20 protein-coding genes are annotated in these 22,834 nt (G+C 65.3%); 7 read left to right on the top strand and 13 right to left on the bottom strand.

Annotated features, from left to right (window positions below):
• Positions 1–3 precede the first annotated feature (3 nt).
• From EGY25_RS02725 to EGY25_RS02685, 9 genes are all read right to left on the bottom strand, one after another.
• On the bottom strand, positions 4–486 hold the full coding sequence (locus EGY25_RS02725; RefSeq protein WP_135193530.1) for a MerR family transcriptional regulator: 483 nt from the start codon (positions 484–486) through the stop codon (positions 4–6).
• Between the two features lie 170 nt (positions 487–656).
• Positions 657–1,076: a DoxX family protein gene (locus tag EGY25_RS02720; protein WP_135193529.1), complete on the bottom strand. Its 420-nt coding sequence runs from the start codon at positions 1,074–1,076 to the stop codon at positions 657–659.
• A 198-nt stretch (positions 1,077–1,274) separates the two neighbouring features.
• Positions 1,275–2,246, bottom strand: a complete 972-nt coding sequence (locus EGY25_RS02715) for a TraB/GumN family protein (RefSeq protein ID WP_135193528.1) — start codon at positions 2,244–2,246, stop codon at positions 1,275–1,277.
• Between the two features lie 59 nt (positions 2,247–2,305).
• A complete protein-coding gene (locus EGY25_RS02710) occupies positions 2,306–2,503 on the bottom strand; it encodes a helix-turn-helix transcriptional regulator (RefSeq protein WP_135193527.1) in 198 nt (65 codons plus the stop codon).
• Positions 2,500–2,940, bottom strand: a complete 441-nt coding sequence (locus EGY25_RS02705; RefSeq protein WP_135193526.1) for a hypothetical protein — start codon at positions 2,938–2,940, stop codon at positions 2,500–2,502. Before EGY25_RS02705 ends, EGY25_RS02710 begins: the two co-directional genes overlap by 4 nt.
• Before the next feature lie 98 nt (positions 2,941–3,038).
• Positions 3,039–3,257 carry a helix-turn-helix domain-containing protein gene (locus EGY25_RS02700; protein WP_135193525.1) on the bottom strand — a complete coding sequence of 73 codons (219 nt, stop codon included), beginning with the start codon at positions 3,255–3,257 and terminating at the stop codon, positions 3,039–3,041.
• A 12-nt stretch (positions 3,258–3,269) separates the two neighbouring features.
• Entirely contained in the window at positions 3,270–3,797 is a 528-nt protein-coding gene (locus EGY25_RS02695) for a DUF2975 domain-containing protein (RefSeq protein ID WP_135193524.1), read from the bottom strand.
• 121 nt (positions 3,798–3,918) lie between these two features.
• Positions 3,919–5,331, bottom strand: coding sequence for a protein adenylyltransferase SelO (locus tag EGY25_RS02690; protein WP_135193523.1), 1,413 nt, complete (start codon positions 5,329–5,331; stop codon positions 3,919–3,921).
• A gap of 75 nt (positions 5,332–5,406) precedes the next feature.
• Positions 5,407–6,690 carry a hypothetical protein gene (locus EGY25_RS02685; RefSeq protein WP_135193522.1) on the bottom strand — a complete coding sequence of 428 codons (1,284 nt, stop codon included), beginning with the start codon at positions 6,688–6,690 and terminating at the stop codon, positions 5,407–5,409.
• A 262-nt stretch (positions 6,691–6,952) separates the two neighbouring features.
• Between EGY25_RS02685 and nhaA the strand changes: the two genes are divergently transcribed.
• Together nhaA and EGY25_RS02675 are read left to right on the top strand one after the other, a co-directional pair.
• On the top strand, positions 6,953–8,197 hold the full coding sequence (gene nhaA, locus EGY25_RS02680; protein WP_135193521.1) for a Na+/H+ antiporter NhaA: 1,245 nt from the start codon (positions 6,953–6,955) through the stop codon (positions 8,195–8,197).
• A 205-nt stretch (positions 8,198–8,402) separates the two neighbouring features.
• On the top strand, positions 8,403–11,042 hold the full coding sequence (locus EGY25_RS02675) for a TonB-dependent receptor (protein WP_135193520.1): 2,640 nt from the start codon (positions 8,403–8,405) through the stop codon (positions 11,040–11,042).
• Between the two features lie 83 nt (positions 11,043–11,125).
• Here the strand turns inward: EGY25_RS02675 and EGY25_RS02670 are convergent, their stop codons facing one another.
• The gene (locus EGY25_RS02670) at positions 11,126–12,232 is read right to left on the bottom strand and encodes an aldo/keto reductase (RefSeq protein WP_135193519.1); all 1,107 of its coding nucleotides are present in this window, start codon (positions 12,230–12,232) and stop codon (positions 11,126–11,128) included.
• 97 nt (positions 12,233–12,329) lie between these two features.
• On the opposite strand from EGY25_RS02670, the gene EGY25_RS02665 reads away from it, so the two are divergent.
• Positions 12,330–13,229 (top strand): LysR family transcriptional regulator, encoded by a 900-nt coding sequence (locus EGY25_RS02665; protein ID WP_135193518.1) that lies wholly within the window; start codon positions 12,330–12,332, stop codon positions 13,227–13,229.
• Positions 13,230–13,237: 8 nt separating this feature from the next.
• Here EGY25_RS02665 and EGY25_RS02660 read toward each other — a convergent pair whose 3' ends face one another.
• Positions 13,238–16,330 (bottom strand): efflux RND transporter permease subunit, encoded by a 3,093-nt coding sequence (locus EGY25_RS02660; RefSeq protein ID WP_135193517.1) that lies wholly within the window; start codon positions 16,328–16,330, stop codon positions 13,238–13,240.
• 11 nt (positions 16,331–16,341) lie between these two features.
• Positions 16,342–17,490: an efflux RND transporter periplasmic adaptor subunit gene (locus tag EGY25_RS02655; protein ID WP_135193516.1), complete on the bottom strand. Its 1,149-nt coding sequence runs from the start codon at positions 17,488–17,490 to the stop codon at positions 16,342–16,344.
• Positions 17,491–17,685: 195 nt separating this feature from the next.
• Between EGY25_RS02655 and lepA the strand changes: the two genes are divergently transcribed.
• The 4 genes from lepA (at position 17,686) to EGY25_RS02635 (ending at position 22,417) form a co-directional block, all read left to right on the top strand.
• Positions 17,686–19,494, top strand: coding sequence for a translation elongation factor 4 (gene lepA, locus EGY25_RS02650; protein WP_135193515.1), 1,809 nt, complete (start codon positions 17,686–17,688; stop codon positions 19,492–19,494).
• A gap of 88 nt (positions 19,495–19,582) precedes the next feature.
• Complete coding sequence (dcm, locus tag EGY25_RS02645) at positions 19,583–20,764, top strand: DNA (cytosine-5-)-methyltransferase (RefSeq protein WP_135193514.1); 1,182 nt, start codon at positions 19,583–19,585, stop codon at positions 20,762–20,764.
• 31 nt (positions 20,765–20,795) lie between these two features.
• Positions 20,796–21,212 carry a very short patch repair endonuclease gene (locus EGY25_RS02640; RefSeq protein ID WP_245159313.1) on the top strand — a complete coding sequence of 139 codons (417 nt, stop codon included), beginning with the start codon at positions 20,796–20,798 and terminating at the stop codon, positions 21,210–21,212.
• Positions 21,212–22,417 carry a type II restriction endonuclease gene (locus EGY25_RS02635; protein ID WP_135193512.1) on the top strand — a complete coding sequence of 402 codons (1,206 nt, stop codon included), beginning with the start codon at positions 21,212–21,214 and terminating at the stop codon, positions 22,415–22,417. Before EGY25_RS02640 ends, EGY25_RS02635 begins: the two co-directional genes overlap by 1 nt.
• A gap of 24 nt (positions 22,418–22,441) precedes the next feature.
• Here the strand turns inward: EGY25_RS02635 and EGY25_RS02630 are convergent, their stop codons facing one another.
• The gene (locus EGY25_RS02630) at positions 22,442–22,771 is read right to left on the bottom strand and encodes a DUF1491 family protein (RefSeq protein WP_135193511.1); all 330 of its coding nucleotides are present in this window, start codon (positions 22,769–22,771) and stop codon (positions 22,442–22,444) included.
• Positions 22,772–22,834 lie beyond the last annotated feature (63 nt).

Below are 22,834 nucleotides of genomic sequence, written 5' to 3'. Positions count from 1 at the left end.
GGATTACGCTCTTGCTTTGAAGGGGTGGTGATGGTCGTGGTTGAGACGCGCGCGCAGCAGCTTCTCATAGTCTTCGGCGCCCGGCAGCAGGTCGGGGCGGTGTTCGGAAAGCTTGGACTCCATCCAGTTGCAGGCCTGTTCGGCCGTCTCGATGGCGCCTTCGATGTCTTCCAGCTGCTGCTTCAGCGCCGCGATCTGGGCGCGGTGACGCACCAGGGCCACCGCCATCTGATGGACGTTGTGATCCTTCTGATCATAGAGATCCATCATGTCCTGGATCTCCTGAAGGGTGAAGCCGATGCGGCGGCCCCTCAGGATCAGTTTCAGCCGGGCGCGGTCGCGGGCGTCATAGACGCGCGTCTGTCCCTTGCGCGCAGGAGTCAGAAGGCCCTTGTCCTCATAGAATCTCAGGGCGCGCGCCGTGGCCCCGAACTCGCGGCAGAGCTGGCGGATGGAATAGGTGCGGTGGTCGTCGGCGGTGGCCATGACCCAACATAACTTGACGTGCGCGTAAAGGGAAGCGCTTTACGCGCACGTAAGGGTAAGCTTTTTGCGAGGCCGGTTTTCAGGCATGAAAAAGCCCGGAACCTGGGGGGAGGTTCCGGGCGCAAACGCCGGACAGCAGGGGGGGAGAGGGGTCCGGCGTTCGATCTCTTTCAGAAGGCCTTGCGACGACCCAGCAGGACCGGGACGGTGAAGGCCAGCAGGATGGCGTTGACCGCCGCCAGGCCGACGTCCTGGCTCAGGGCGTGAATGACCAGCATGGTCGATTCCAGCACGATCAGGCCGGTCGCCGCCGTCATCAGCAGCGGGCGCCCGATGCGCCACGAGATCAGCGGACTGAGCACGCCGATCGCCAGCACGATCTCGACCACGCCCAGGCCGCGCACCATGTTCTCGGGCGCCACCGCCGGCCAGCCCATCAGATTGATGAGGTTGGTCATCGGCTCGGTCAGCTTGGCGTAGCCGGCGGCGATGAAGAACATCGCGATCCAGCCCTGCAGCGTCCAAAGGGCGATGTTGGCGTAGGCGGCGCGGCTGCGCGAAGGGGCGGTGGTGAAGGTCGAGGTGGTCATCGGGGGAGGAACCTGATTTCGTAACAGTCGCGATATCGGATTAGGGGTCGCCGTTCGCAAGAGGGGATATAGCGGCGCTTCCGATATTTGTCATCAGGCGATGACATCAACCGATGACATCAGTTGATGACTTTGTGTTACGGGCCGGGGCGTCTGGTCCGATTCCCGACGCCCCACAACCCCGATACGTTCGGCGACCTATTGCTGGATCACCGATATTCCGCGCGCCGCCAGCAGGTCCTGCAGGCTGTCGTCCCCGGCGAGATGGCCGACGCCGACGGCGATGAAGCTGGTGCCGGACCCCTTCAGCAGGGTCTCGATCTGGTCGGCCCAGTCGGCGTTGCGGCGGGCCATGAAGATTTGGTGCGTCTCTTCGGAAATGGCGCGTCCGTTCTCATGCGCATACTTCGCCAGGGCGGCCTGGTCGCTTGCGATCCAGCCGGCGACGGCGTGGTCCAGTTCGGCGGCGGCTGTGCCGTAGGTCTTCAGGTAATGCCGCAGATAGGTCATCTGGCCCGCGTCGCTCATCCGCGCCAGGGCGCCGATCTGCTGGTCGATGGTCTCCAGCCCATGGATCGGCTTGCCGGCCGCCAGGGCTCGGGCGCGCAGGTTGATCTCGACGCCCAGGGCCGGATCGTACCCGGCGGCCGTCAGCGGACCGGTCGCAACCATCAGGGCGGCGAACCATGGGCGGAAAGGATCGATCTGTTGCGCGGTCAGACCGGCGGCCGGAGCGGCCTTGACCAGGGTTGCCTGTTCGTCGGGCGTCAGCCAACTGGACAGGGGGCGATCCGGCGACAGCCCGTATTGCTGGAACACCGGCACGAGCGCGGCCTGGTCATCCGGGTTGGTGACCTCGAACCAGACGTCCGAGGCGCTGTCGAAGGCGGCGTCCACCTTGTCCGACCCCCAGGCCGTGCCGGGCTTCAGCAGATGCACCGTGCCGAACAGATAGACGGTGGAGTCCGCGTCCCGGACGACCCACAGAGGCGGGCCGTCGCCGGCAGCGCGGGCGATGGGGGCCAGGGCGACGGGGGTAGGGGCGACGGGCGTCTCGGCATAGGCTTCGCCAGCGAAGATGGCGGCCCAGGCGGCGAGGCCCAGCGCCATGCCGGCGCCGATGGATTGGACGCGCGAGGCCGCGCGCCCCAGAGCGATCTGGAGATTCATGGTCGTATCCTTGGTTTCAGGTTTGGGTGTGGCGCGGCGCGGGATGCGCCGCCGCCGGGTCAGACGGCGAAGAGGTCTTCGACCGGATGGTTCAGGGTGCGGGCCAGACGGACCGCCAGGATCAGGGACGGCGCATAGAGGCCGGTTTCGATGGCGCGCAGGGTCAGGCGAGAGACGCCGAGCCTTCGGCTGAGCTGGCCCAGCGACATCTGCTGCTGGTTGCGCAGGTCGCGCACGCGGTTGGCGACCCGGCTCATCCGGCCCGCCGGTTCAGCAGCAGGGCCAGACCATAGCCGACCGCCTGTCCCCCCAGCAGGCAGAGAAAGCCGGTCGCGGCCCAGGCGGCGGGGCCGTGCAGCAGCGGTTCTGTCAGGGTCACGCCGTTGTTCAGCAGGGCGACCAGTGCGACGGCGCCGGCGAAGACGCCCAGATTGCCGCCTATCCACCAGGCCTTGCGGTGCGCGTGGCGCGTCGTCTCGTCCAGCCCGCGCCACCAGACGCCATTATAATGGATCATCGCCAGCGTCAGACCGATCAGCAGGACGACCAGACCCAGCGGGGGCGGGGCGCCGAGGCTGCTGGGCCACAAGGGCGTGTCGACCTTGGCGGTCAGGCTGACGGCGGCCAGGGCCGCGGCGATGGAAATGACGGTCTTCTGGTCCTGGGTGTATTCGGTGCGTTCGAGATGTTTCATGACAAGCTCCCCTGTCGTTGTGACAAGGGAGCTTTACGATCTGCATTGGTGTTAAGTCAAGTGTCATTTACATCGAGACAATGACGCTTTCCTTTTGGTCAGTCCTCTGGCTGCGGTCCCGGCGTCTGGACGATCAGGTCGCCGGGTTGGCAGTCCAGCGCGCGGCACAGGGCGTCCAGGGTGGAGAAGCGGACGGCGCGGGCCTTGCCGGTCTTGAGGATCGACAGGTTGGCCAAGGTGACGCCGACGCGGTCGGACAGTTCGGTCAGGGACATGCGGCGTTCGAGCAGCAGGCGGTCCAGCTGGATCATGATCATGGCGCTCCCCTCTCAGACCGTGGTCATCTGTTCGTCGCGCATGGCCGACCCCTGCCGGAACACCTCGGCCAGGATGAAGACCACCAGAATGCCCAGCCAGGACCCCAGGTCGAAGTCATAGTCGGACGGCGACTGGCCGATGCTCTGCGGCGCCACGAAGACCAGCAGAAGCGCCGTTAGCTGAATGCCGATCAGGCCCAGGCCCACGGCCTGAAGCCGTTTGACGTTGGCGAACTCGAAGGCGTCGCCCTGATTGACCGACAGCAGGATGCGCCGCAGCCGGTTGATGATCCACCAGGTGAAGCCGCAGGCGAGGAAGGCGCCCAGCAGGGTCAGCCTACCCGTCATTTCGAAACTGGTATGGGGATCGACGTCGACGCCTTTCAACCCGTCCATCAGGCCTGCGCCGAAGCTTGGAAAGATCAGGCTGACGACCAAGGCGCCCCCGACCGCGATCGCGCCGATCATCACGAACACGTTTGCAAAACCCAGGACCAGACGTACTGCGCTGGCGATGGATCGCTTACCGATCATTTTCATTTTTCGTCATTCCAATCGGGTCGCCCTCCGCGACCGCCTTGGTGACTATCGATATGGATTTATCGATAAACGAGCAAGAACATTATCGATAAACGAGATGAAGCTTTCGTAAGGTTCGGCGTCAGGCGCTGAATCCCCAGGTCACGCGGGCGGCCTCCAGCCGGGCCAGCTTGGCCTTGAACGGCGTCCAGTCGTCGTCGGCGTCTATGGCGGCCCAGATGGCCTCGACCTCGTCGATCAGCATCTCCTCGGGCTCGCGGGCGGCGAACATCGGGTGTTCCAGCCGCTCGATCCGGTCGGGTTCGTGTTCCATCAAGGCGAAGCGGAAGGCGTCAAACGCCTCGCCCTGATAGAGTTTCGCGCGCGGTCCCGACAGGGCGCGGGCCGACGAGGCGAATCCGCCGAACCAGTCGAAGAACAGCGGCTCCCACCGCATCGCCGCGCCGCCTTCTCTCAACAGGGCCAGGGTCGCATCCACCAGCCGCTGATCCGCCGCCTCGCCCAGGCTGCTCACCCCCAGCCGCATCAGGAAGGCGGCGCGCAGTTCGCGGATATAGGCCGGGCCGAACCCGTTCAGCGCCGCCGTCAACGGCTCCACGTCGGCGACCAGCTTCAGACACCCGGCCAACTGCGTCAGGTTCCAGAACACCGCCTCGGGCTGGCGCGCAAAGGCGTAGAGGCCGGTCTGGTCGAAATAGGCGGCGGTGAAGGCCGGGTCGTATTCCGGCAGGAACCGCCAGGGGCCATAGTCGAAGCTCTCGCCCGTGACGTTCAGATTGTCGGTGTTCAGCACGCCGTGGACAAAGCCCGCCGCAATCCAGCGCGCCGTCAGCTTCGCCGAGGCCTCGACGATGGCGGTCAGCAGGCCGTGCGCATCCCCGGCCGCGACGCTCGGATGATAAAGGGTTCGGACGTGTTCGATCAGCGCCTCGATCTGATCGACGCGGCCCAGATAGGCTGCCCGCTGGAAAGTGCCGAACCGCACATGGCTATGCGACAGGCGCACCAGGACGGCGGACCGCGTCGGCGACGGCTCGTCCCCCCGCTCCAACGCCTCGCCGGTCTCGATCAGGGAGAAGGCGCGGCTGGTGGGGACGCCTTGCGCCTCCAGCATCGCCGCCGCCAGCACCTCGCGCATCCCGCCCTTCAGCGTCAACCGCCCGTCGCCGCTGCGCGACCAGGGCGTCGTCCCCGAACCTTTTGTTCCCAGGTCCATGAGACGGTCGGCGCCATCCCGCATCTGCGCCGCCAGGAACCCACGCCCGTCGCCCAGGTCGGGATTGTAGTGGCGGAACTGATGACCGTGATAGCGCATGGCGATCGGCCCCGGCTGACCCGGCAGTGGAGCGAACCGGCCGAAAGCGGCGATCCATTCCGCCTCGCTCAACCCCTCCAGCCCGACCTCGGCGGCGGCGCGGTCGTTGCGGAACCGCAAGATCGTCTGCGGGAAGTCGGCGGCCTGAACCGCATCGGCATAGTCGGCGCCCAGGTTGAAGAAGCGCGGTTCGGGGCGGTAGGCGGGGGAGACGGGCATGGGAGGCTAGGTGCGGTCCCCGAGATCGAAGTGCAACCGTCCTTCTTGAACCAACATGATCAATGCGGTCTGCGCCTAGGGGGCGTAATCCGCCCCCAGCTTGGTGGACGCCGTCAGTTCCGGCGCCACGATGGCGAGGTCGTAGCCGCGGATGATCGCGCGCCACTCCGGCGTCAGGGCTTCCAGATCGGCGCTGCGCAGAGTGCGCAGATCCACCAGGAGCCAGTCGCCCGGTGCCATGTTCGACGGACGGGCCAGCATCACATCCTTGCGCCAGTCGCTGTCCTCGCCCGTGACCGCATCGAATTCGCGCACCCTCATCGGGCGAGCGACCCCGTTGTATCCGGCCTCCGTGCCTCTCGCGCCGACGACGATCATGTTGAGCGACTGGACACCCTCTCCGTCGGCATGTTCAGCGACGAAATTGCCCACATCGCGCTGACCGAGCGGATTGTAACCCTTATAGAGATGGTAGGCCCCGAACTTCATTAGCACGCGCGCCTGCGGAGCCTCGGCGAGATGGGCGGCCAGCGTCCGCTTCATCAACCGCGCCCTTCGCCCGTTCGGATCGCCACGGCGAGCCTGCGACGCCTGATAGATGGCGCGGGTTTCGCGCAGGGCGGCGAACAGCGTCCTGACCCGGTCGCCGCCGTCCTGATCGATCGCCGCCCCCGCCTGATCCAGCGTCGCATCGGCAGCCTTCAGAAGGAAAAAGTCGAAGGGTGAACCGGAGGCGAGCGCGGCCTGCATCGTCGTCCGCTCCTGCTCGGCCAGCGCCTCGATCTGGGCGCGGGCGAGCGGTCCCGGACCGGCCGCCAGCATCTGTTCGATCAGATAGCCGCTGGCGCCCAGGAACTCCTGATCCAGTCCCCACAGCTCGAAGTCCGGCCCGGCGACACCCGCGCAATCGGCGGCCGTCTGACCCTCGTCTCGGCCGTTGAGGAAGGCCATGACGTCGGGATGGGCGTTTATAAAGTCGGACATCTGCTGTTCCCGGTCCGACGCTCTCAGCCGTGCGTTGACGGCTACCGCAGCCTCAGGCCCCGTCTCGACGGCCATGGCCGTCAGGCCGCCCGTCTCCAGGCCACCAGCCGCCATCAATCGACAGACGTTGGTGGTGAAGGCGGGGATCTCGCGCGAAAAGTGGCTCTCGCCGATGAGGACGTAGCGGCTGGCGTCTATGGCCTCAGACAGGATCGCGGCGCCCGGACCCGAGAAGCCCTCCGACCGCACCGTCAGCGGCGATCCTGCCTGCGCCAGACGCTCGACGAAAGTGAGCGGTGCAACGGTCTCGGCGTGAGCGGAAGCCGCGCACAGGCTTGCCAGCGACAACGCCGCCGCAATCGATTTCAGAGTCATATCAAGCACCCCCCGCTATGTGAGCGTCCTCGCGGCGATCCCCCAAAACCACAAGTTAAATCGAGGTCAGGAATGAGTCCTGTCCCTGTCTGCCGCCCGCGTCAGGCTTGGCGAAACCAGTCTCACCCTCTATCTTGGACCTCAGCCATCAGGTCGCTCCGCGCGGCCAGGCCGGCGCGCTTCGAAAGGGCGACGAATCCGGTCCGACGCCCGTCGATAACCTGGCGTCACGACAGCTTCAGTATTTTCATTGGAGGCCGCCGTGGCGCGCAAACTGACACTCGATTTCCTCAAGACCGAGGCCGCATCCGGCTCGGCCCTGGCGCTCGCCGCCATCGCCGCCGTGCTGGTCGCCAACTCGCCGTGGTCGGCGGACTATTTCACCTGGCTAAAGAGCTATCACGTGCTCCAGATCGGCCCGATCCGGCTGGAGGAGACGATCTCCGACTGGATCAAGGAAGGTCTGATGGCGATCTTCTTCCTCGTGGTGGGGCTGGAGATCAAATACGAGATCGTGCGTGGCGAGTTGAGCGACCCGCGCAAGCTGGCGACGCCGGTGCTGGCGGCGCTGGGCGGGATGGCGGGGCCGGCGGCGGTCTATCTGTTGCTGTCCGCGACCATGGGGGCGCCCCATGCCGGCTGGCCCATTCCGCTGGCGACCGACATCGCCTTTGCGCTCGCCATCTTCGGTTTCGTGGGCAAGGGGCTGCCGTCGTCGCTGCGGGTCTTCCTGCTGACCCTGGCCATCGTCGACGACCTGGGCGCCATCGCCCTGATCGCGGTCCTGTTCAGCGAGGGCGCCAACTGGACGCCGCTGTTCTGGGCCTTGGGCGCACTGGCCGTCGGGGCTGTCGCCGCGCACCGCATCCGCATTCCGGCGCCCTTCTGGGTGCTGGGCTTTGCTTTGGTCTGGTATCTGACGGTGCTGTCGGGCCTCAGCACCTCCCTGACCGCCGTGGCCTTCGCCATGATCGTGCCGATCAAGGGCCGCGCCGAAGATCGCCAGAGCCCGCTGAAGGAGGCGATGCACGACCTGCATCCGTGGAACGCCTTCCTGGTTCTGCCGCTGTTCGCCTTCGCCAAGGCGGGGGTCTCCTTCGCCGGTCTGTCGATGGACCAGGCCTTCGCCCCCCTCGTCATCGCCATCGCCCTGGGCCTGTTCTTCGGCAAGCAGATCGGCGTCATGGGCGCGGCCTGGCTGGCCTCGGCGCTGAAGATCGGGGCGCGGCCGACGGGCGCCAGCTGGCTTCAGGTCTATGGCGTCTCGCTGCTGTGCGGCGTGGGCTTCACCATGAGCCTGTTCATCGGCGTGCTGGCCTTCCCCGGCGCGGTGGATTCGCCCGAACAGGTCGAGGTCAAGTTGGGCGTCATCGGCGGCTCGATCCTGTCGGCGATCGCGGCGGCTCTCGTGTTGGGATTTGCCGGTCGTCGCCGCCAGACCGACCCGGTCGCCTTGCAGCCTGAAGTCGAGCCTCTGGGGCCAAAAAGTGGGCAAAAACTGACCTAACGTCAGCGTTTTATGTCTCTTCCCTGACACACAAAGGCTAATCCACGGCGAAAAATCGTCGCGGGTAACAACGCTCGCTTGTCCGTGGGGCCGAAGCGCGCTTAGCCTAGCGATAACGAACGCTCCCCCAAGAAGGGGACGTCGATTGGGACAGGAAACGCCGCGATCGCTCTGTGCGAACGTGGCTTCAGCCGGGAGGACGCCTATGCGCCGCAATCTTCAACTCAGAACAACCGTGTCCGCCGCCGTCATGGGCGCCGCCGTTATGGGCTTCGCCGGCGTCGCCGCCGCGCAGGACGCCCCGGCGACCGTGGACGACATCATCGTCACCGCCCAGAAGCGCGAACAGAGCCTGCAGGACGTGCCGATCGTGGTCACGACCCTGTCGCAGGAACTGCTGGACGGCGCCGGCGTGCGCGACATCAAGGATCTGCAGATCCTGACGCCCGGCCTGACCGTCACCTCGACCCAGTCGGAAGCCTCGACCACCGTCCGCATCCGCGGCGCCGGCACCGTCGGCGACAACCCAGGCCTGGAAAGCTCGGTCGGCGTGGTCATCGACGGCGTCTATCGCTCGCGCAACTCGGTCGGCTTCGGCGACCTGGGCGAACTGAGCCGCATCGAGGTCCTGAAGGGACCGCAGGGCACCCTGTTCGGCAAGAACACCTCGGCCGGCGTCATCAACATCATCACCGAACGCCCGTCGTTCGATCCGTCGATCTCGGCGGAGCTGACCGGCGGCAACTTCGGCGCCATCGGCGGCTCGGTCTCCGTCACGGGCGGCCTGACCGACCAGATCGCCGGTCGCCTGTTCGTCGCCCACCGCGAGCGTGACGGCTTCTACGACGTCAATGTCGGCGACGGCCCCAACTCCAAGACCGAAGACAACACCCAGAACTACTGGACCGGGCGCGGTCAGCTGCTGATCCTGCCCAGCGACGATGTCTCGGTCCGCCTGATCGCGGACTACACCAAGCGCGACGAGTTCTGCTGCTCCGCCGTGCAGACGCGCGTCGGCCCGTCCCAAGCCTTCATCGCCGCCCTTACGGCGCCCAACGGCCCTGGACAACGGCCGCCGGTCGCGGGCTTCGGCACGGTGCCCTTCTCGCGCCTGGCCTATTCCAACCGCGAGACGCCGCAAGAGATCGAGGACATGGGTCTGTCGGCGGAAGCGACCATCGACTTCCCCAGCATCAACGCCACCCTGACGTCCCAGACCTCATGGCGCGACTGGTCGTTCCAGCAGGGGATGGACCTGGACTATACCGGCGCCGACATCCTGTATCGCGCCAACGACGGCTCCAACGGCTATGGCGTCGACAACCTGACGCAAGAGTTCCGCCTGGCGGGCACGTCAGACAAGCTGGATTGGCTGGTCGGCCTGTTCGCCACCAAGGAAGGCGTCTATCGCGATGACAGCTATGTCTATGGCTCGGACTACAACGCCTTCGCCTCCTTCCTGCTGACGGCGACGTTGCCGGCGGCCGTCGGCGGTCCCAGCCCGTCGCGCCTGGGCTGCTTCACCAACCCGAACGGCTTCCTGGTCGGCACGGCCGGCGCGGCCGCGGGCCAGCCGCTGTGCGTCATCGGCGCCGTGCCGCCCAGCGCCGCCGCCCCGACCTTCTCGGCCGGCAAGGCGTATCAGGACCACTATTCGCAGCGCTCGGAATCGGTGGCCCTGTTCACCAACAACACCTACCGGGTGACCGAGGCCTTCGATATCAACCTGGGCCTGCGCTACACCTATGACAGCAAGCGTCTGCTGGGCATCCAGGACAATCTGGGAACCAACGGCGCGGCCTGCGGCGGCGCCCTGGCCAACCAGAACCCGGCCAACCGCACGGTCTCGCCGATCCCCGGCACCGCAAACGTCGCCACCCCGGCCGCTGCCTTGGGCCTGCTGTGCCTTCCCTGGTCCAACCCGCTCTACGACAATCGCCGGATCCAGGAGAAGTTCAGCGACACCGACCTGTCGGGCACCATCAAGGCGTCCTACCGGTTCAACCCGTCGATCATGGTCTATGGTTCGTATGCGCGTGGCTACAAGGGCGCGGGCTACAACATGGATCGGGTGCAGACGGGCGTGGCGCCGGACGCCTCGCTGTTCTTCGCCGCCGAGACGGTCGACAGCTATGAGGCGGGGGTCAAGACGACCCTGTTCAACCGCACCATGCTGCTGAACCTCACCTACTTCGATCAGAAGTTCGAGAACTTCCAGCTCAACACCTTCCTGGGCACCGCCTTCGTGGTGGAATCCATCCCCGAGCTGACCTCGCGCGGCGTCGATGCCGACATGGTCTGGTTCACCCCGGTCGAGGGCCTGTCGTTCCAGGGCGGCGTCACCTACACCGACGCCAAATACGGCGTGTTCGGCGCCGGCGACCTGTCCAGCCCCGGCCGCTTCCCGCAGCTGTCGCTGCTGCCGGGTGCGCGCGCCTCGTTCGCTCCGGAATGGTCGGTCACCGGCGCCCTGGCCTTCGACCGCGAACTGGGCGGCGGCCTGCGCGGCGGGTTCAACCTGTCGGCCAAATATTCGACCGAATACAACACCGGCTCGGACCTGCTGCCCTACAAGAATCAGGACGCCTTCACCGTCGTCAACGGCCGGGTCTCGATCGGTTCGGCGGATGAGCGCTGGACGCTGGAGGTCTGGGGCCAGAACCTGCTGGAAGAAGAATACACCCAGGTCGGCTTCGCCGCCCCGCTGCAAGGCACGGCCTTCGCCAACACGACGACGCCCCAAGCGGACGGCACCTTCTATAACATCGCCACCGACACGGCGACCTACAACGCCTACCTCGGCGCCCCGCGCACCTACGGCGTGACGCTGAAGGTCAGATACTGATCGTCAGCCCCAAGGCTGAACGACGAAGGGCCGACCGGGAAACCGGCCGGCCCTTTTTCCTTTCGGACGAGGCGATGGCGCGCCTATCGCCGTGTCGAGACGTCCGCGCCGCCAAACACGACCTGCCGCCGCATCTCGCCGCTCAACAGGCCGTACAGCATCGGAAGCTCCGGGGCGCTGGACCGGTTCAGGATATCCAGATGATCCTGGGACAGGGTGACGCCGACCGTGCCGATATTGTCCTGAAGCTGGCTGACCCGACTGACGCCGATCAGCACCGTATCGACGCCCGGGCGCGACAGCACCCAGGCGAGCGCGACCTTGGCGGGCGTTTCCCCGATCTCCGACGCCACGCGCTTGAGAACATCGACGATCGCCCAGTTGCGATCTGTGAACAGGGTGTCCCCGAACGGATTGGCGCCGTCCAGTCGCGCGCCGCTCTGGGTCGGGGCGTCGCGATTGTCTGCCTCGCTCGGCAAGCCGCCGCTTCGTGAAGGCGCCGCCTCGACCGTCGCGCGGTCGTATTTCCCGGTGAGCAGGCCGTAGGCGAGGGGGCTCCACGGCATGACGCTGAGGCCCGTGTCTTTCGCCAGCGGCACATGCTCGGCTTCGATGTCCCGGCTGACCAGAGAGTAGAAATACTGCAGCGCAATGGGACCGCGCCGTCCGCTGGCGGCGGCCAGGGTGACGACCTGGGCGACGTACCAGGCCGGGGTATTCGACATGCCCCAATAGCGAATCTTGCCCGACCTCACGAGGGCGGACATGGTTTCCAGCAATTCTTCGGGCGGCGTCACCGAGTCCCAGACGTGGATCCAGTAGAGATCGATATAGTCGGTCTTCAAGCGGCGCAGGGAACCTTCCAACGCCGCATGGATGTGTTTGGCGCTGTTGCCGCCCGCGTGCGGACCCTGGCCCACCGCAAACCCCGACTTGGTGGCGATGACGAGCTGGTCCCGGTTGCGATGTTCAGCAATCATCTCCCCGACCATCGTTTCTCCACCCCCGCCCGCATAGACGTCGGCGGTGTCGATCAGATTGCCGCCCGCCTCGATATAGGCGTCGAATACGGCCTCGGCGGCAGAACGCTCCATCCCCCAGCGTGCCACGCCGAACGTCATGGTCCCCAACGCCAGAGGGCTGACGATAAGGCCGGATCGACCGAGGGGACGGTAGTGTGCGAGGCTCATGAAAAGGCTCCTGTCGGATTGTTCTCACAAGTTGGACCGTGCCATGGTTGAGCGGTAGTGCAGGTTTCCAACCAAGCCTTATGAGTGACGCTCAATAATGGATCGCGAGACCTGGAACGATCTGGCGGTCTTCGCGGCCATCGTCGAGGCGGGCAGCTTCACCAAGGCCGGCGCTGGTCTCGGCGTGACGGCGTCGGCGCTCAGTCACCGCATGCGTCTGTTGGAGGCGCGAATGGGTGTGCGCCTCCTCAATCGCACGACCCGTAGCGTCGCCCCGACGGAGGCCGGCGATCGTCTGTTCTCCAGCCTGCGTCCCGCCATCGACGAGGTGACGGCCGCTCTGGTCACCCTGAACGCGGACCGGGCGAAGCCCGCCGGACGCGTCAGGGTCACAACCCATCGGTCGGCGGCTTTCGGCCTTGTGCTTCCTCGCTTGGCCGGATTCGCCGAGACCTATCCTGAGATCACGGTCGAACTGGTCGTGGACGATGGTCTCGTCGATATCGTCCGAAGCGGCTTCGATGCCGGCATTCGGCGGCTGCCGTCGCTGGAGCAGGACATGGTGTCCGTCCGGCTGGACGACGGCGTGCGCATCGCCATGGTCGCCTCGCCTGACTATCTCAATGCTGCCGGGGTTCCGATGATCCCGTCCGACCTGCAACGCCACCGCTGTCTGAACTATCGCCTTCCCACGGCGGGCTCGATCTATCGCTGGACCTTTGAGCGAGGCGGTCAGACGACGACGATGGACGTTCCCGGGGGCTTTGTGACGAACGACATCGACATGCTGTGCGAGGGCGCCTTAGCGGGTCTCGGCATCGCCTGCGTGATCGAGAGCCAGGCCGCGCCCTATCTCGCGTCCGGCGCCCTGATAAGGGTTTTGGACGACTGGAGCCCTCTGCTTCCGTCGAACTATCTCTACTACGCCGGGCATCGGAACCTTCCGCCGGCGCTGCGGGTCTTCATCGACGCGATGAAGACCGCAGCGCCGGTCTGAGGTTTGGCTTACTCCACCAGGGGCGTCGGCCTCGGCTTGGCCAGCTCGCGCTGTCCCGCCGTGGAGCGGCTCAGGATGCGGCGGCCCCAGCCGGCGATGTCGTCGACGATGGTGAAGATGGCGGGGATGTAGAGCAGGGACAGGAAGGTCGAGGAGATCAGTCCGCCCAGCACGGCGATGGCCATGGGCGAGCGGAACTGGACGTCGGCGCCGACCCCCATGGCGATGGGCACCATGCCCGCCCCCATGGCGAAGGTGGTCATCAGGATGGGGCGGGCGCGCTTGTGCGCCGCGTCCATGATGGCCTCGTGGCGCGGCATGCCGTCCCGCTCGGCCATGATGACGTAATCGACCAGCAGGATGGAGTTCTTGGCCGCGATCCCCATCAGCATCAGCACCCCGATCAGGGCCGACATGGAGAAGTTGGCGCCGCCGATGGCCAGGGCGATGAAGGCGCCGCCGATGGCCAGGGGCAGGGCCGCCATGATGGTGATCGGATAGGCGAAGCTTTTGAACAGCAGCGTCAGAACCGCATACATAAGCAGGATGCCCGAGGCGAAGGCGATGGCGAAGCCGGTCAGCATCTCCTGGATGAACTCGGCGTCGCCGGCCGGCACCTGGCGCACGCCGGCGGGCAGGTTCTGGACCGAGGGCAGGCGGTTGACCGCTGCGCCTGCCGCGCCGGTGGCGATGCCGTCCAGCTCGGCGCTGATCGAGGCGATCCGCGACCGGTCCTGGCGGGTGACGGTGGCGGGGCCGGCGCCGAACTGGATGTCGGCGACGGCGCTCAACGGCACCGAGGCGCCGTTGTTGCCCGGAACGCGCAGGTTCTCCAGCACGCTCAGATCCTCGCGCGCTTCCTCGGTCAGCTGCAGGCGGATCGGGATCTGGCGGTCGCCCAGATTGTATTTGGGCAGGTTCTGATCCACGTCGCCGATGGTGGCGACCCGCACGGCCTGGGAGATGGCGCCGGCCGAGACGCCGGCTAAAGCCGCCTCGTCGGGACGCGGCGTGACCAGGATTTCGGGACGGGCGATGGCGGCCGAGTTGACCACGTTGGCCAGGCCGGGAACGCCGCGCATCTCCTCTTCGACCTTGCGCGCCGCGGCGTTCAGGGCGTCCGGATTGTCGCTCAGGATCGAGAAGGTGTAGCTGGTGCCGTCGCCGGGACCGCCGCCCGACTGGGCGATGCCCGCACGGATGCGGGCGCCGGGGATCTGTTTCAGCTCGTCCACCATGGCGCGGGCGAAGGCCTGCTGGCTCAGGTCGCGGTCGCCCTTGGGCACCATGTCGGCATAGACATTGGCCTGGGTCACGTCCTGACCGCCGATTGCGGCATAGACCGAGGTAACCTCGGGCCGGGCCTCCAGCCTGCGGGTGACCTGCTGAACCACGGCGTCGGTCTGGCGCAGGGTCGAGCCGGGCGGCAGCTCGACCTGGAAGGCGGCGCGGGCGGTGTCGCCGGGCGACATGAACTCGAACGACATCTTGGCCACGATGGCCGTGCCGACCGATCCGACCAGGAACAGGATGCCGATGACGAACACCTTCCACCGGTTGCCCAGGGACCAGCGCAGCGCCTTCAGATAGCCGCCCATCCAGAACGGATCCTTGTCCTCGTGATGGCTGTGCTTGAGGATGAAGGCCGCCATCAGCGGCGTCAGGGTCCGCGCGACCAGCAGAGAGAAGGCCACGGAGACACAGGCCGCCAAGGCGAAGGCCTTGAAGAACTGGCCGATGATGCCCGGCATGAAGCCGACGGGCGCGAACACGGCGATGATGGTGGCGGTGGTGGCCACGACCGCCAGGCCGATCTCGTCGGCCGCCTCCAGCGAGGCGTCATAGGGCGGCTTGCCGTCGCGCATGTGGCGGACGATGTTCTCGATCTCCACGATGGCGTCGTCGACCAGAATGCCGATGGTCAGCGACAGGGCCAGCAGGGTCACCACGTTCAGCGACTGATCCAGCGGGCCCAGGATGGCGAAGGTCGGGATCAGCGACATCGGCATGGCCATGGCCGCGATGAAGGTGGCCCGCCAGTCGCGCAGGAAGATGAAGACGATGATGACCGCCAGCACGGCGCCCAGCAGCAGGGCCTCCAGCGAGGCCAGATAGGATTCCTCGATCTGTTCGACGCTGGCCGTGACCTGGCTGATCGTCAGTTCGGGGTGGGCGTCGTCGAGCTTCTTGACCTCTTCGCGGACCCGTTCGGCGACCTTGACCTCGGAGGCGGTGCGCGAGCGCAGGAAGTTGAAGGTGACGGCCTCCTGGCCGTTGTAGCGGGCCAGGCGGCGCGGTTCGCTCCACTTGTCCTCGACCTTGCCCAGATTATCCAGACGCACCGTCTTGCCGTCGCCCAGCGGGATCAGGGTGCCGCTCAGCTGCTCGACCGAGGTCGCGGCGCCCAGGGTGCGCACGGCGCGCTCGGACCCGGCGATGGTGACGCGGCCGCCCGGCAGGTTGTTGTTGACGTTGTTCAGCGCCTGGCTGACCTCGGCGGCGGTGACGCCATAGGCGGCGAGCCGTTGCGGGTCCAGCTCGACGCGGATTTCGCGATCCACCCCGCCCGAGCGGTTGACCTCGCCCACGCCGCCCAGGGCCAGCAGGCCGCGGCTGACCTCGTTGTCGATGAACCAGCTGATCTCTTCCGGCGTCATCGTCGGCGAGCGGACGACGTAGGTGATCAGGGCGTCGCCGGTGATGTCGATGCGCTGGACCGCCGGTTCCTGCATGTCCTGTGGCAAGGACGCCCGCAGGCCCGTCATGGCGTTGCGCACGTCGTTGGTGGCGCGGTCGGTGTCGGTGCCCAGCTCGAACTCGATGGTCGTGGAGGACACGCCGTCAGTGATGTTGGACGTGATGTGGCGCACGCCCGACAGGCCGGCCAGCGAATCCTCGATCAGGCGCGTGACCTGGACCTCCATCTCCGCCGGGGCCGAGCCGGGGCGGGCGGCCGTGACGGCGACCAGGGGGAAGTCGATGTCGGGGTTCTGATTGATCCGCATCCCCATGAAGCCGACCACGCCGCCGAGCGTCAGCAGCAGGAACAGCAGGATGATCGGGATCGGGTTCTTGATCGCCCAGGACGACATCTGATTCATGGTCGTCGGTCCTACTTCTTGGCCGCCGGGGTCGCCGGCTGGGCGGCAGGCGCGGCCGGGGCCGCGCCCACGGCCTGGGCGACGTTGACGCGGTCGCCCTCGTTCAGGAAGCCGGCGCCGTCCACGGCGACGCGGACACCGACGGCGACGCCGCTGACCGCCGTCTGGGTCTCGGTGCGCGACAGGATGGTCACCGGCTGGAAGTGGACCGTGCTGTCGCCGTTCACGACGAAGACGCCCGGCTTGTTCTCGCGATACAGCACCGCGCCGGTCGGCACGGTGGTCGCGGGCTGGTCGCCGACGGCGATATCGGCGCGGGCGAACATGCCGGGACGCAGCTGGGCGCCGGGCGCCAGCGAGATGCGCGCCAGGCCCAGGCGGGTGGTGGCGTTGACCTCGGGCGTGACGATGCGGACCGAGCCGGTGGTCTGACCCGCCTCGCTGGAGGTCACGGTCGCCGACTGGCCGGCGCGGATCAGGCCCAGCTCGGTCTCGGGCACCTGGGCGTCCAGCTCAAGCCGGCCGTCGCGGACCATGCGGAACAGTTCGGTCCCGGCGGCGATGATCTGGCCCTTGGTCACGCTGCGGCTGATGATCAGGCCGCCGACGGGCGCGCGGATGGTCGCCTGCGACAGCTGGGTCTGGGTCTGGGCCAGGGTCGCACGCGCAGCCGCCAGATTGGCGTTGGAGGCGCGCTGGTTGGCCAGGGCCGTATCCAGCGACGCCTGGCTGAGGAAGCCGCGTTCCTTCAGCTGCTGGGCGCGGTCCAGGGCGGCGTCGTCACGCGACACATTGGCCTGGGCCAGCTGGACCTGGGCCTGCTGCTGCTGCAACTGGGCGCGCAGCAGGACGTCGTTCATCTGCACCAGGGCCTGGCCCTGACGGACGTAGGAGCCTTCGTCCACATAGACGGCGACGGCGGTCAGGCCGCCGGTCTCGGCCGCCACCGGCACCTCTTCCCAGGCCGACACGGTGCCCGAGGCGGTGACGGTGCGATTCAGGCTGGTCTGGGCGACGGTCGCGGCGCTGACGGTCTGGCGCGAGCCGCCTGCGGCCTTTTCGTCCGTCTTTTCCTCGCCATGTCCGCCGCAGCTCGCCAGCAGGAAGGCCGACAGGGCCATGGCGCCGACGTTGAGAACGGTGCGGGTCGTCTTGGACACGGGGGATTTCCTCGGTTGCAGGCGAAGCGGATCGCCGGCTCGCGCCGGTTATCGAGAGGCTTGTCCCATACCGCGTCCGCGAAACCTTCTCAAACGGCGAAGGCGTTTATTGCGAAGGCTTAATGTGACTTAAGGCGCGGGCGGGATCGGCCGTGCGGCTGGTCCCCGCCCTCTACGCGTGATAGGGGCGCGCGGATGACGACTCCCCCTATCTCGAACATTCGCAACTTCAGCGTGGTCGCGCACATCGACCACGGCAAGTCGACCCTGTCCGACCGACTGATCCAGTACACCGGCGGCCTGACCGCGCGCGAGATGTCCGAGCAGGTGCTCGACAACATGGACATCGAGAAGGAACGGGGCATCACCATCAAGGCGCAGACCGTGCGCCTGAACTACAAGGCCAAGGACGGCCAGGACTATGTCCTGAACCTGATGGACACGCCCGGCCACGTGGACTTCGCCTATGAGGTCAGCCGCTCGCTGGCGGCGTGCGAAGGCTCTCTGCTGGTTGTGGACGCCTCGCAAGGGGTCGAGGCCCAGACCCTGGCCAACGTCTATCAGGCCATCGACAACAACCACGAGATCGTCCCCGTCCTGAACAAGGTCGATCTGCCGGCGGCCGAGCCCGAGCGGGTCCGCGCCCAGATCGAGGACGTGATCGGCATCGACGCCTCCGAGGCCGTCCTGTGCAGCGCCAAGTCCGGCATCGGCATCGAGGACGTGCTGGAGGCCATCGTCACCAAGCTGCCGGCGCCCAAGGGCGACCCGAACGCGCCGCTGAAGGCCATGCTGGTCGACGCCTGGTACGACCCCTATCTGGGCGTCGTCGTGCTGGTGCGGGTGTTCGACGGCGTGCTGAAGACCGGCATGCGGGTCAAGATGATGCGCAACGGCTCGACCCACCTGATCGACCGGGTCGGCGTCTTCCTGCCCAAGAACACCCCGGTGGACCAGCTCGGCCCCGGCGAGGTCGGCTTCATCACCGCCCAGATCAAGGAAGTGGCCCACGCCGCCGTCGGCGACACCATCACCGACGAGAAGAAGCCGACCGCCGAACCGCTGAAGGGGTTCAAGGAGGTCCAGTCGGTGGTCTTCTGCGGCCTGTTCCCGGTGGACGCCGCCGATTTCGAGGACCTGCGCGCCGCCATCGGCAAGCTGCGCCTGAACGACGCGTCGTTCACCTATGAGATGGAAAGCTCGGCCGCCTTGGGCTTCGGCTTCCGCTGCGGCTTCCTCGGTTTGCTGCACCTGGAGATCATTCAGGAGCGGCTCAGCCGTGAGTTCAACCTCGACCTGATCGCGACCGCCCCCTCGGTCGTCTACAAGATCGGTCTGCGCGACGGCTCCGAGATCGACCTGCACAACCCGGCCGACCTGCCCGACGTGATGCAGATCGAGACCATCTCCGAGCCCTGGATCAAGGCCACGATCCTGACGCCCGACGAGTACCTCGGCAGCGTCATCAAGCTGTGTCAGGACCGCCGCGGCTCGCAGGTCGAGCTGTCCTACGTCGGCTCCCGCGCCATGGTGGTCTACGAACTGCCGCTGAACGAGGTGGTGTTCGACTTCTACGACCGGCTGAAGTCGATCTCCAAGGGCTACGCCTCGTTCGACTACGAGATCACCGAATACAAGGTCGGCGACCTGGTGAAGATGTCCATCCTGGTCAACGCCGAACCGGTGGACGCCCTGTCGATGCTGGTCCACCGCGCCCGCGCCGAGACGCGCGGCCGGGGCATGGTCGAGAAGATGAAGGAGCTGATCCCGCCCCACCTGTTCGTCATCCCGATCCAGGCGGCCATCGGCGGCAAGATCATCGCCCGCGAGACCGTGCGCGCGCTGCGCAAGGACGTGACCTCCAAATGCTACGGCGGCGACGCCACCCGCAAGAAGAAGCTGCTGGAGAAGCAGAAGGCCGGCAAGAAGAAGATGCGCCAGTTCGGCAAGGTCGAAATCCCGCAGGAAGCCTTCATCGCCGCGCTGAAGATGGACGACGATTGATTAAGTTCATGACTTGTTCTCCTGGCGGAAACCTGGCAGTCTGCCAACTTGAGCAAGCGGGGAATCGACCGTGTCGGAGTATGCGAGCATGGTGAAGCAAGCCGGAAAGGCAGCGGCTGATATCGCCGTAAGCCGCGGCTACATCGACGGACCGGCCCAGCCTAAAGGCGTTCAGTCGAAGCTCAAGCTTGTACGTTCTAATACAAGTGACACTTCTTCAGAATTCACGTTCATCGATTTGTTTGCTGGCATCGGCGGACTGCGGCGCGGCTTTGAGTCCATTGGCGGTAAATGCGTTTTTACCTCCGAGTGGGACAAGTATAGCCAGAAAACTTACGCTGCGAACTTCCCGAACGACGATCACGAGATCAACGGGGACATCACAAAAGTCGATGTCGAGGATATTCCTGCTCATGACGTTCTGTTGGCTGGTTTCCCATGTCAGCCGTTCTCAATCGCCGGTGTATCCAAAAAGAACGCGCTCGGGCGTGCGCATGGCTTTGAGGACAAAACGCAGGGCACGTTGTTTTTCGACGTGGCGCGGATCATCGCGCATCATCGACCTGCGGCCTTCCTGCTTGAGAATGTCCGCAACCTAATCGGTCACGACAAGGGAAAAACATTCCAGACAATCAAGGACGTCCTGGAAAAAGAACTTAAATACAAAATCGACTTCCGGGTCATCGACGGCCGTTCGTGGACTCCCCAGCACCGCGAGCGGATTTTCATCGTCGGATTCCGGGAGGATCAAGGGTTCAGGTTCGCCGATCTGAAAGTTCCTGATGCCAAACCAAAATTGCGGGACATCCTTCATCCGGGCGACGGGTCGGAAGCGCCTGATCAGAGATTCACTGTTGGGAACTCTGGCCGTGTGGCGGAGAAATACACTTTGACTGATCATCTCTGGAATTATCTCCAGAGATACAAGGAGAAGCATCAGGCAGCCGGTAACGGTTTTGGGTTTGGTCTTGTGGGGCCTGATGACGTCGCGCGCACCCTCTCCGCGCGCTACTACAAGGACGGCTCCGAGATTCTTATACGTCAGGAAGATGACAAAGCGCCGAGACGTCTGACCCCTAGAGAGTGCGCCCGTTTGATGGGCTTTGATGATCCGCAGGGGAATGACTTCATCATCCCTGTCTCGGACACGCAAGCCTATCGGCAATTCGGAAACTCGGTCGTCGTTCCTACTGTGAAGGCTGTCGCCGAACATATGAAGCCTCACCTGTTCCGGGCGCTGGCTGCTCAACGCAAGGTGGCGGTTGGCTGATATAGTCGACCCTGCAACCCGCAGCCGGATGATGTCCGGTATCAAAGGTAAGAACACCAAGCCCGAACTGCTCGTCAGAAAGGCGCTTCACGCGCAAGGGTTTCGCTATCGGATCCATTGCAAGGACTTGCCGGGCAATCCAGATTTGTGCCTGCCGAAGTATAGGGCCGTGATCTTCGTCCACGGATGCTTCTGGCACGGGCATGATTGCCACCTCTTCAAGTGGCCGAAGACGCGGCCAGAATTCTGGAAACAGAAGATCCAGCGCAACTGTAGCGTTGATGCGGCGGCGTTGGCGCGTCTAGCTAACGCCAACTGGCGGGTCGCTATCGTTTGGGAGTGTGCGTTGAAAGGCAAAACGCGCTTGCAACTCGAAGATGTTATCGCCAAGCTTGAAAGCTGGCTTCGATCTGATGAAGTCGGCCTACAGATCGAAGGCGTATCCTGATGCCGGTAATGAGGTTGCCAGACTGGATCTCGGAGTTTTCTAAGCCAGATCATGTCTGGTATCTGAAGCGCCTGTCGGCCAACGACACTCTGGCCAACAAGTCTCACCAGGCCGGGCCCTACATTCCCAAGGAACTATTGTTCCGGGTATTGCCCCAACTGCAAAACTGGGAGGTCAAGAATCCACGGGTTCAAATCGACGCATTTGTCGATTCCGGAACGGAAGTGCGGTCTGTTACCGCGATTTGGTACAACAGGCTGACGCGAAATGAGGCGCGTGTCACGGGGTGGGGTGGTGGCGCATCTGCACTGCTTGACCCCGACAGCACGGGGGCTTTGGCTGTCTTTGTCTTTGAGAATGGCGCGTTGGCGTCTGGCGCAACCGCGATCCATGTTTGGGTATGTAACGGCTACGAGAGCGAGGTCATCGAAGATCTGGTCGGCCCAGTCGATCCCGGCAAAGCCATAACTTGGCAACCCGGTCAGCCAATCAGTCTATTCGCCACAGGCGTCGTGCGCACGTCCTGCGCTTTATCGCCCTCGGAAATGCCTCCGCACTGGCTCGAACGATTTCCCAGCGCCGCCGAAATCGTGAAGCGGTCGGTCGAGATGCAGGCGCTTCAAAGTCTGATGCCGGACGACAGGCTGATCCGTCGCCGCAAATGTGAGTTCGAGATTTTCAAATCCGTCGAGGAAGCCCTGGAGGGGCCAAAGGTCGGCAGCGGCTTTCGCTCTCTGGATGACTTCCTCACCCTCGCGCAGACGATCCTGCAACGCCGCAAGTCTCGCTCGGGACGATCTCTCGAACTCCACGCGCGGGAAATCTTCCTAGAAGAAGGATTGGTGGAACATCGGCAGTTCAGCCACGGGGCGACCTCGGAGGGCGACAAGAAACCCGACTTCCTGTTCCCCTCTGCACAGGCCTATGCCGATGAGAGCTTTCCGAAGGATCGGCTGCGCATGCTCGCCGCGAAAACAACTGCGCGGGATCGGTGGCGACAGGTGCTGAACGAAGCGGATCGCGTTCCCGTCAAACACCTTCTCACGCTGCAGGAAGGCGTTTCGGAGAACCAGTTCGCCGAAATGCAGGCCGCCAACCTTCAGTTGGTGATCCCCTCCAGTCTGGTCAGCGCCTTCCCGGAGAGCATTCAACCGAAGCTAATCACGCTGGATCAATTCATTTACGACGTGAGGACGCTTGGCTGATTGAAGGTTGGGTAGATATCCCGCCTACCCCTGCACCTTCTCCGTGATGAAATGCCGGCCCTGCCGGTCCTCGATCTCGACCACCCACAAATCCGGGTCATACCCGCGCTGGCGGGCGATGTAGGCGTCCAGTTCGCTTTCACTGTCGGACGTCACCGGCTGGATCCACAGGCGGTCGCCGTCGGTTCCGAAGGCCTCGGTGAACAGGCGCGCGGTGCGGGTGGAGGTGTCATAGGCCTTGACGATGACCGAGCCGGCGCGGTCGTCGCCCTTGGCGACCACGGTGGCGTAGGCGCCCTCGATCTGGGCGCGGCGGATCAGGGCGCTGACCCACAGGTCGCTGGAAAGAAGCAATTCGCTAACCCTGCTCGAACACGGAACCCCAACCCTGGCGGGCTAGGGTGGCGGCATGAGGAT

Source organism: Brevundimonas intermedia, assembly GCF_004614235.1.
GTDB lineage: Bacteria > Pseudomonadota > Alphaproteobacteria > Caulobacterales > Caulobacteraceae > Brevundimonas > Brevundimonas intermedia_A.
This window is presented reverse-complemented; position numbering and strand designations above follow the sequence as displayed.

Coding starts and splice junctions, on each gene's coding strand:
- EGY25_RS02725 (WP_135193530.1), bottom strand. CDS start 486: ATGGCCACCGCCGACGACCACCGCACCTATTCCATCCGCCAGCTCTGC.
- EGY25_RS02720 (WP_135193529.1), bottom strand. CDS start 1,076: ATGACCACCTCGACCTTCACCACCGCCCCTTCGCGCAGCCGCGCCGCC.
- EGY25_RS02715 (WP_135193528.1), bottom strand. CDS start 2,246: ATGAATCTCCAGATCGCTCTGGGGCGCGCGGCCTCGCGCGTCCAATCC.
- EGY25_RS02710 (WP_135193527.1), bottom strand. CDS start 2,503: ATGAGCCGGGTCGCCAACCGCGTGCGCGACCTGCGCAACCAGCAGCAG.
- EGY25_RS02705 (WP_135193526.1), bottom strand. CDS start 2,940: ATGAAACATCTCGAACGCACCGAATACACCCAGGACCAGAAGACCGTC.
- EGY25_RS02700 (WP_135193525.1), bottom strand. CDS start 3,257: ATGATCATGATCCAGCTGGACCGCCTGCTGCTCGAACGCCGCATGTCC.
- EGY25_RS02695 (WP_135193524.1), bottom strand. CDS start 3,797: ATGAAAATGATCGGTAAGCGATCCATCGCCAGCGCAGTACGTCTGGTC.
- EGY25_RS02690 (WP_135193523.1), bottom strand. CDS start 5,331: ATGCCCGTCTCCCCCGCCTACCGCCCCGAACCGCGCTTCTTCAACCTG.
- EGY25_RS02685 (WP_135193522.1), bottom strand. CDS start 6,690: ATGACTCTGAAATCGATTGCGGCGGCGTTGTCGCTGGCAAGCCTGTGC.
- EGY25_RS02675 (WP_135193520.1), top strand. CDS start 8,403: ATGCGCCGCAATCTTCAACTCAGAACAACCGTGTCCGCCGCCGTCATG.
- EGY25_RS02670 (WP_135193519.1), bottom strand. CDS start 12,232: ATGAGCCTCGCACACTACCGTCCCCTCGGTCGATCCGGCCTTATCGTC.
- EGY25_RS02665 (WP_135193518.1), top strand. CDS start 12,330: ATGGATCGCGAGACCTGGAACGATCTGGCGGTCTTCGCGGCCATCGTC.
- EGY25_RS02660 (WP_135193517.1), bottom strand. CDS start 16,330: ATGAATCAGATGTCGTCCTGGGCGATCAAGAACCCGATCCCGATCATC.
- lepA (WP_135193515.1), top strand. CDS start 17,686: ATGACGACTCCCCCTATCTCGAACATTCGCAACTTCAGCGTGGTCGCG.
- dcm (WP_135193514.1), top strand. CDS start 19,583: ATGGTGAAGCAAGCCGGAAAGGCAGCGGCTGATATCGCCGTAAGCCGC.
- EGY25_RS02640 (WP_245159313.1), top strand. CDS start 20,796: ATGTCCGGTATCAAAGGTAAGAACACCAAGCCCGAACTGCTCGTCAGA.
- EGY25_RS02635 (WP_135193512.1), top strand. CDS start 21,212: ATGCCGGTAATGAGGTTGCCAGACTGGATCTCGGAGTTTTCTAAGCCA.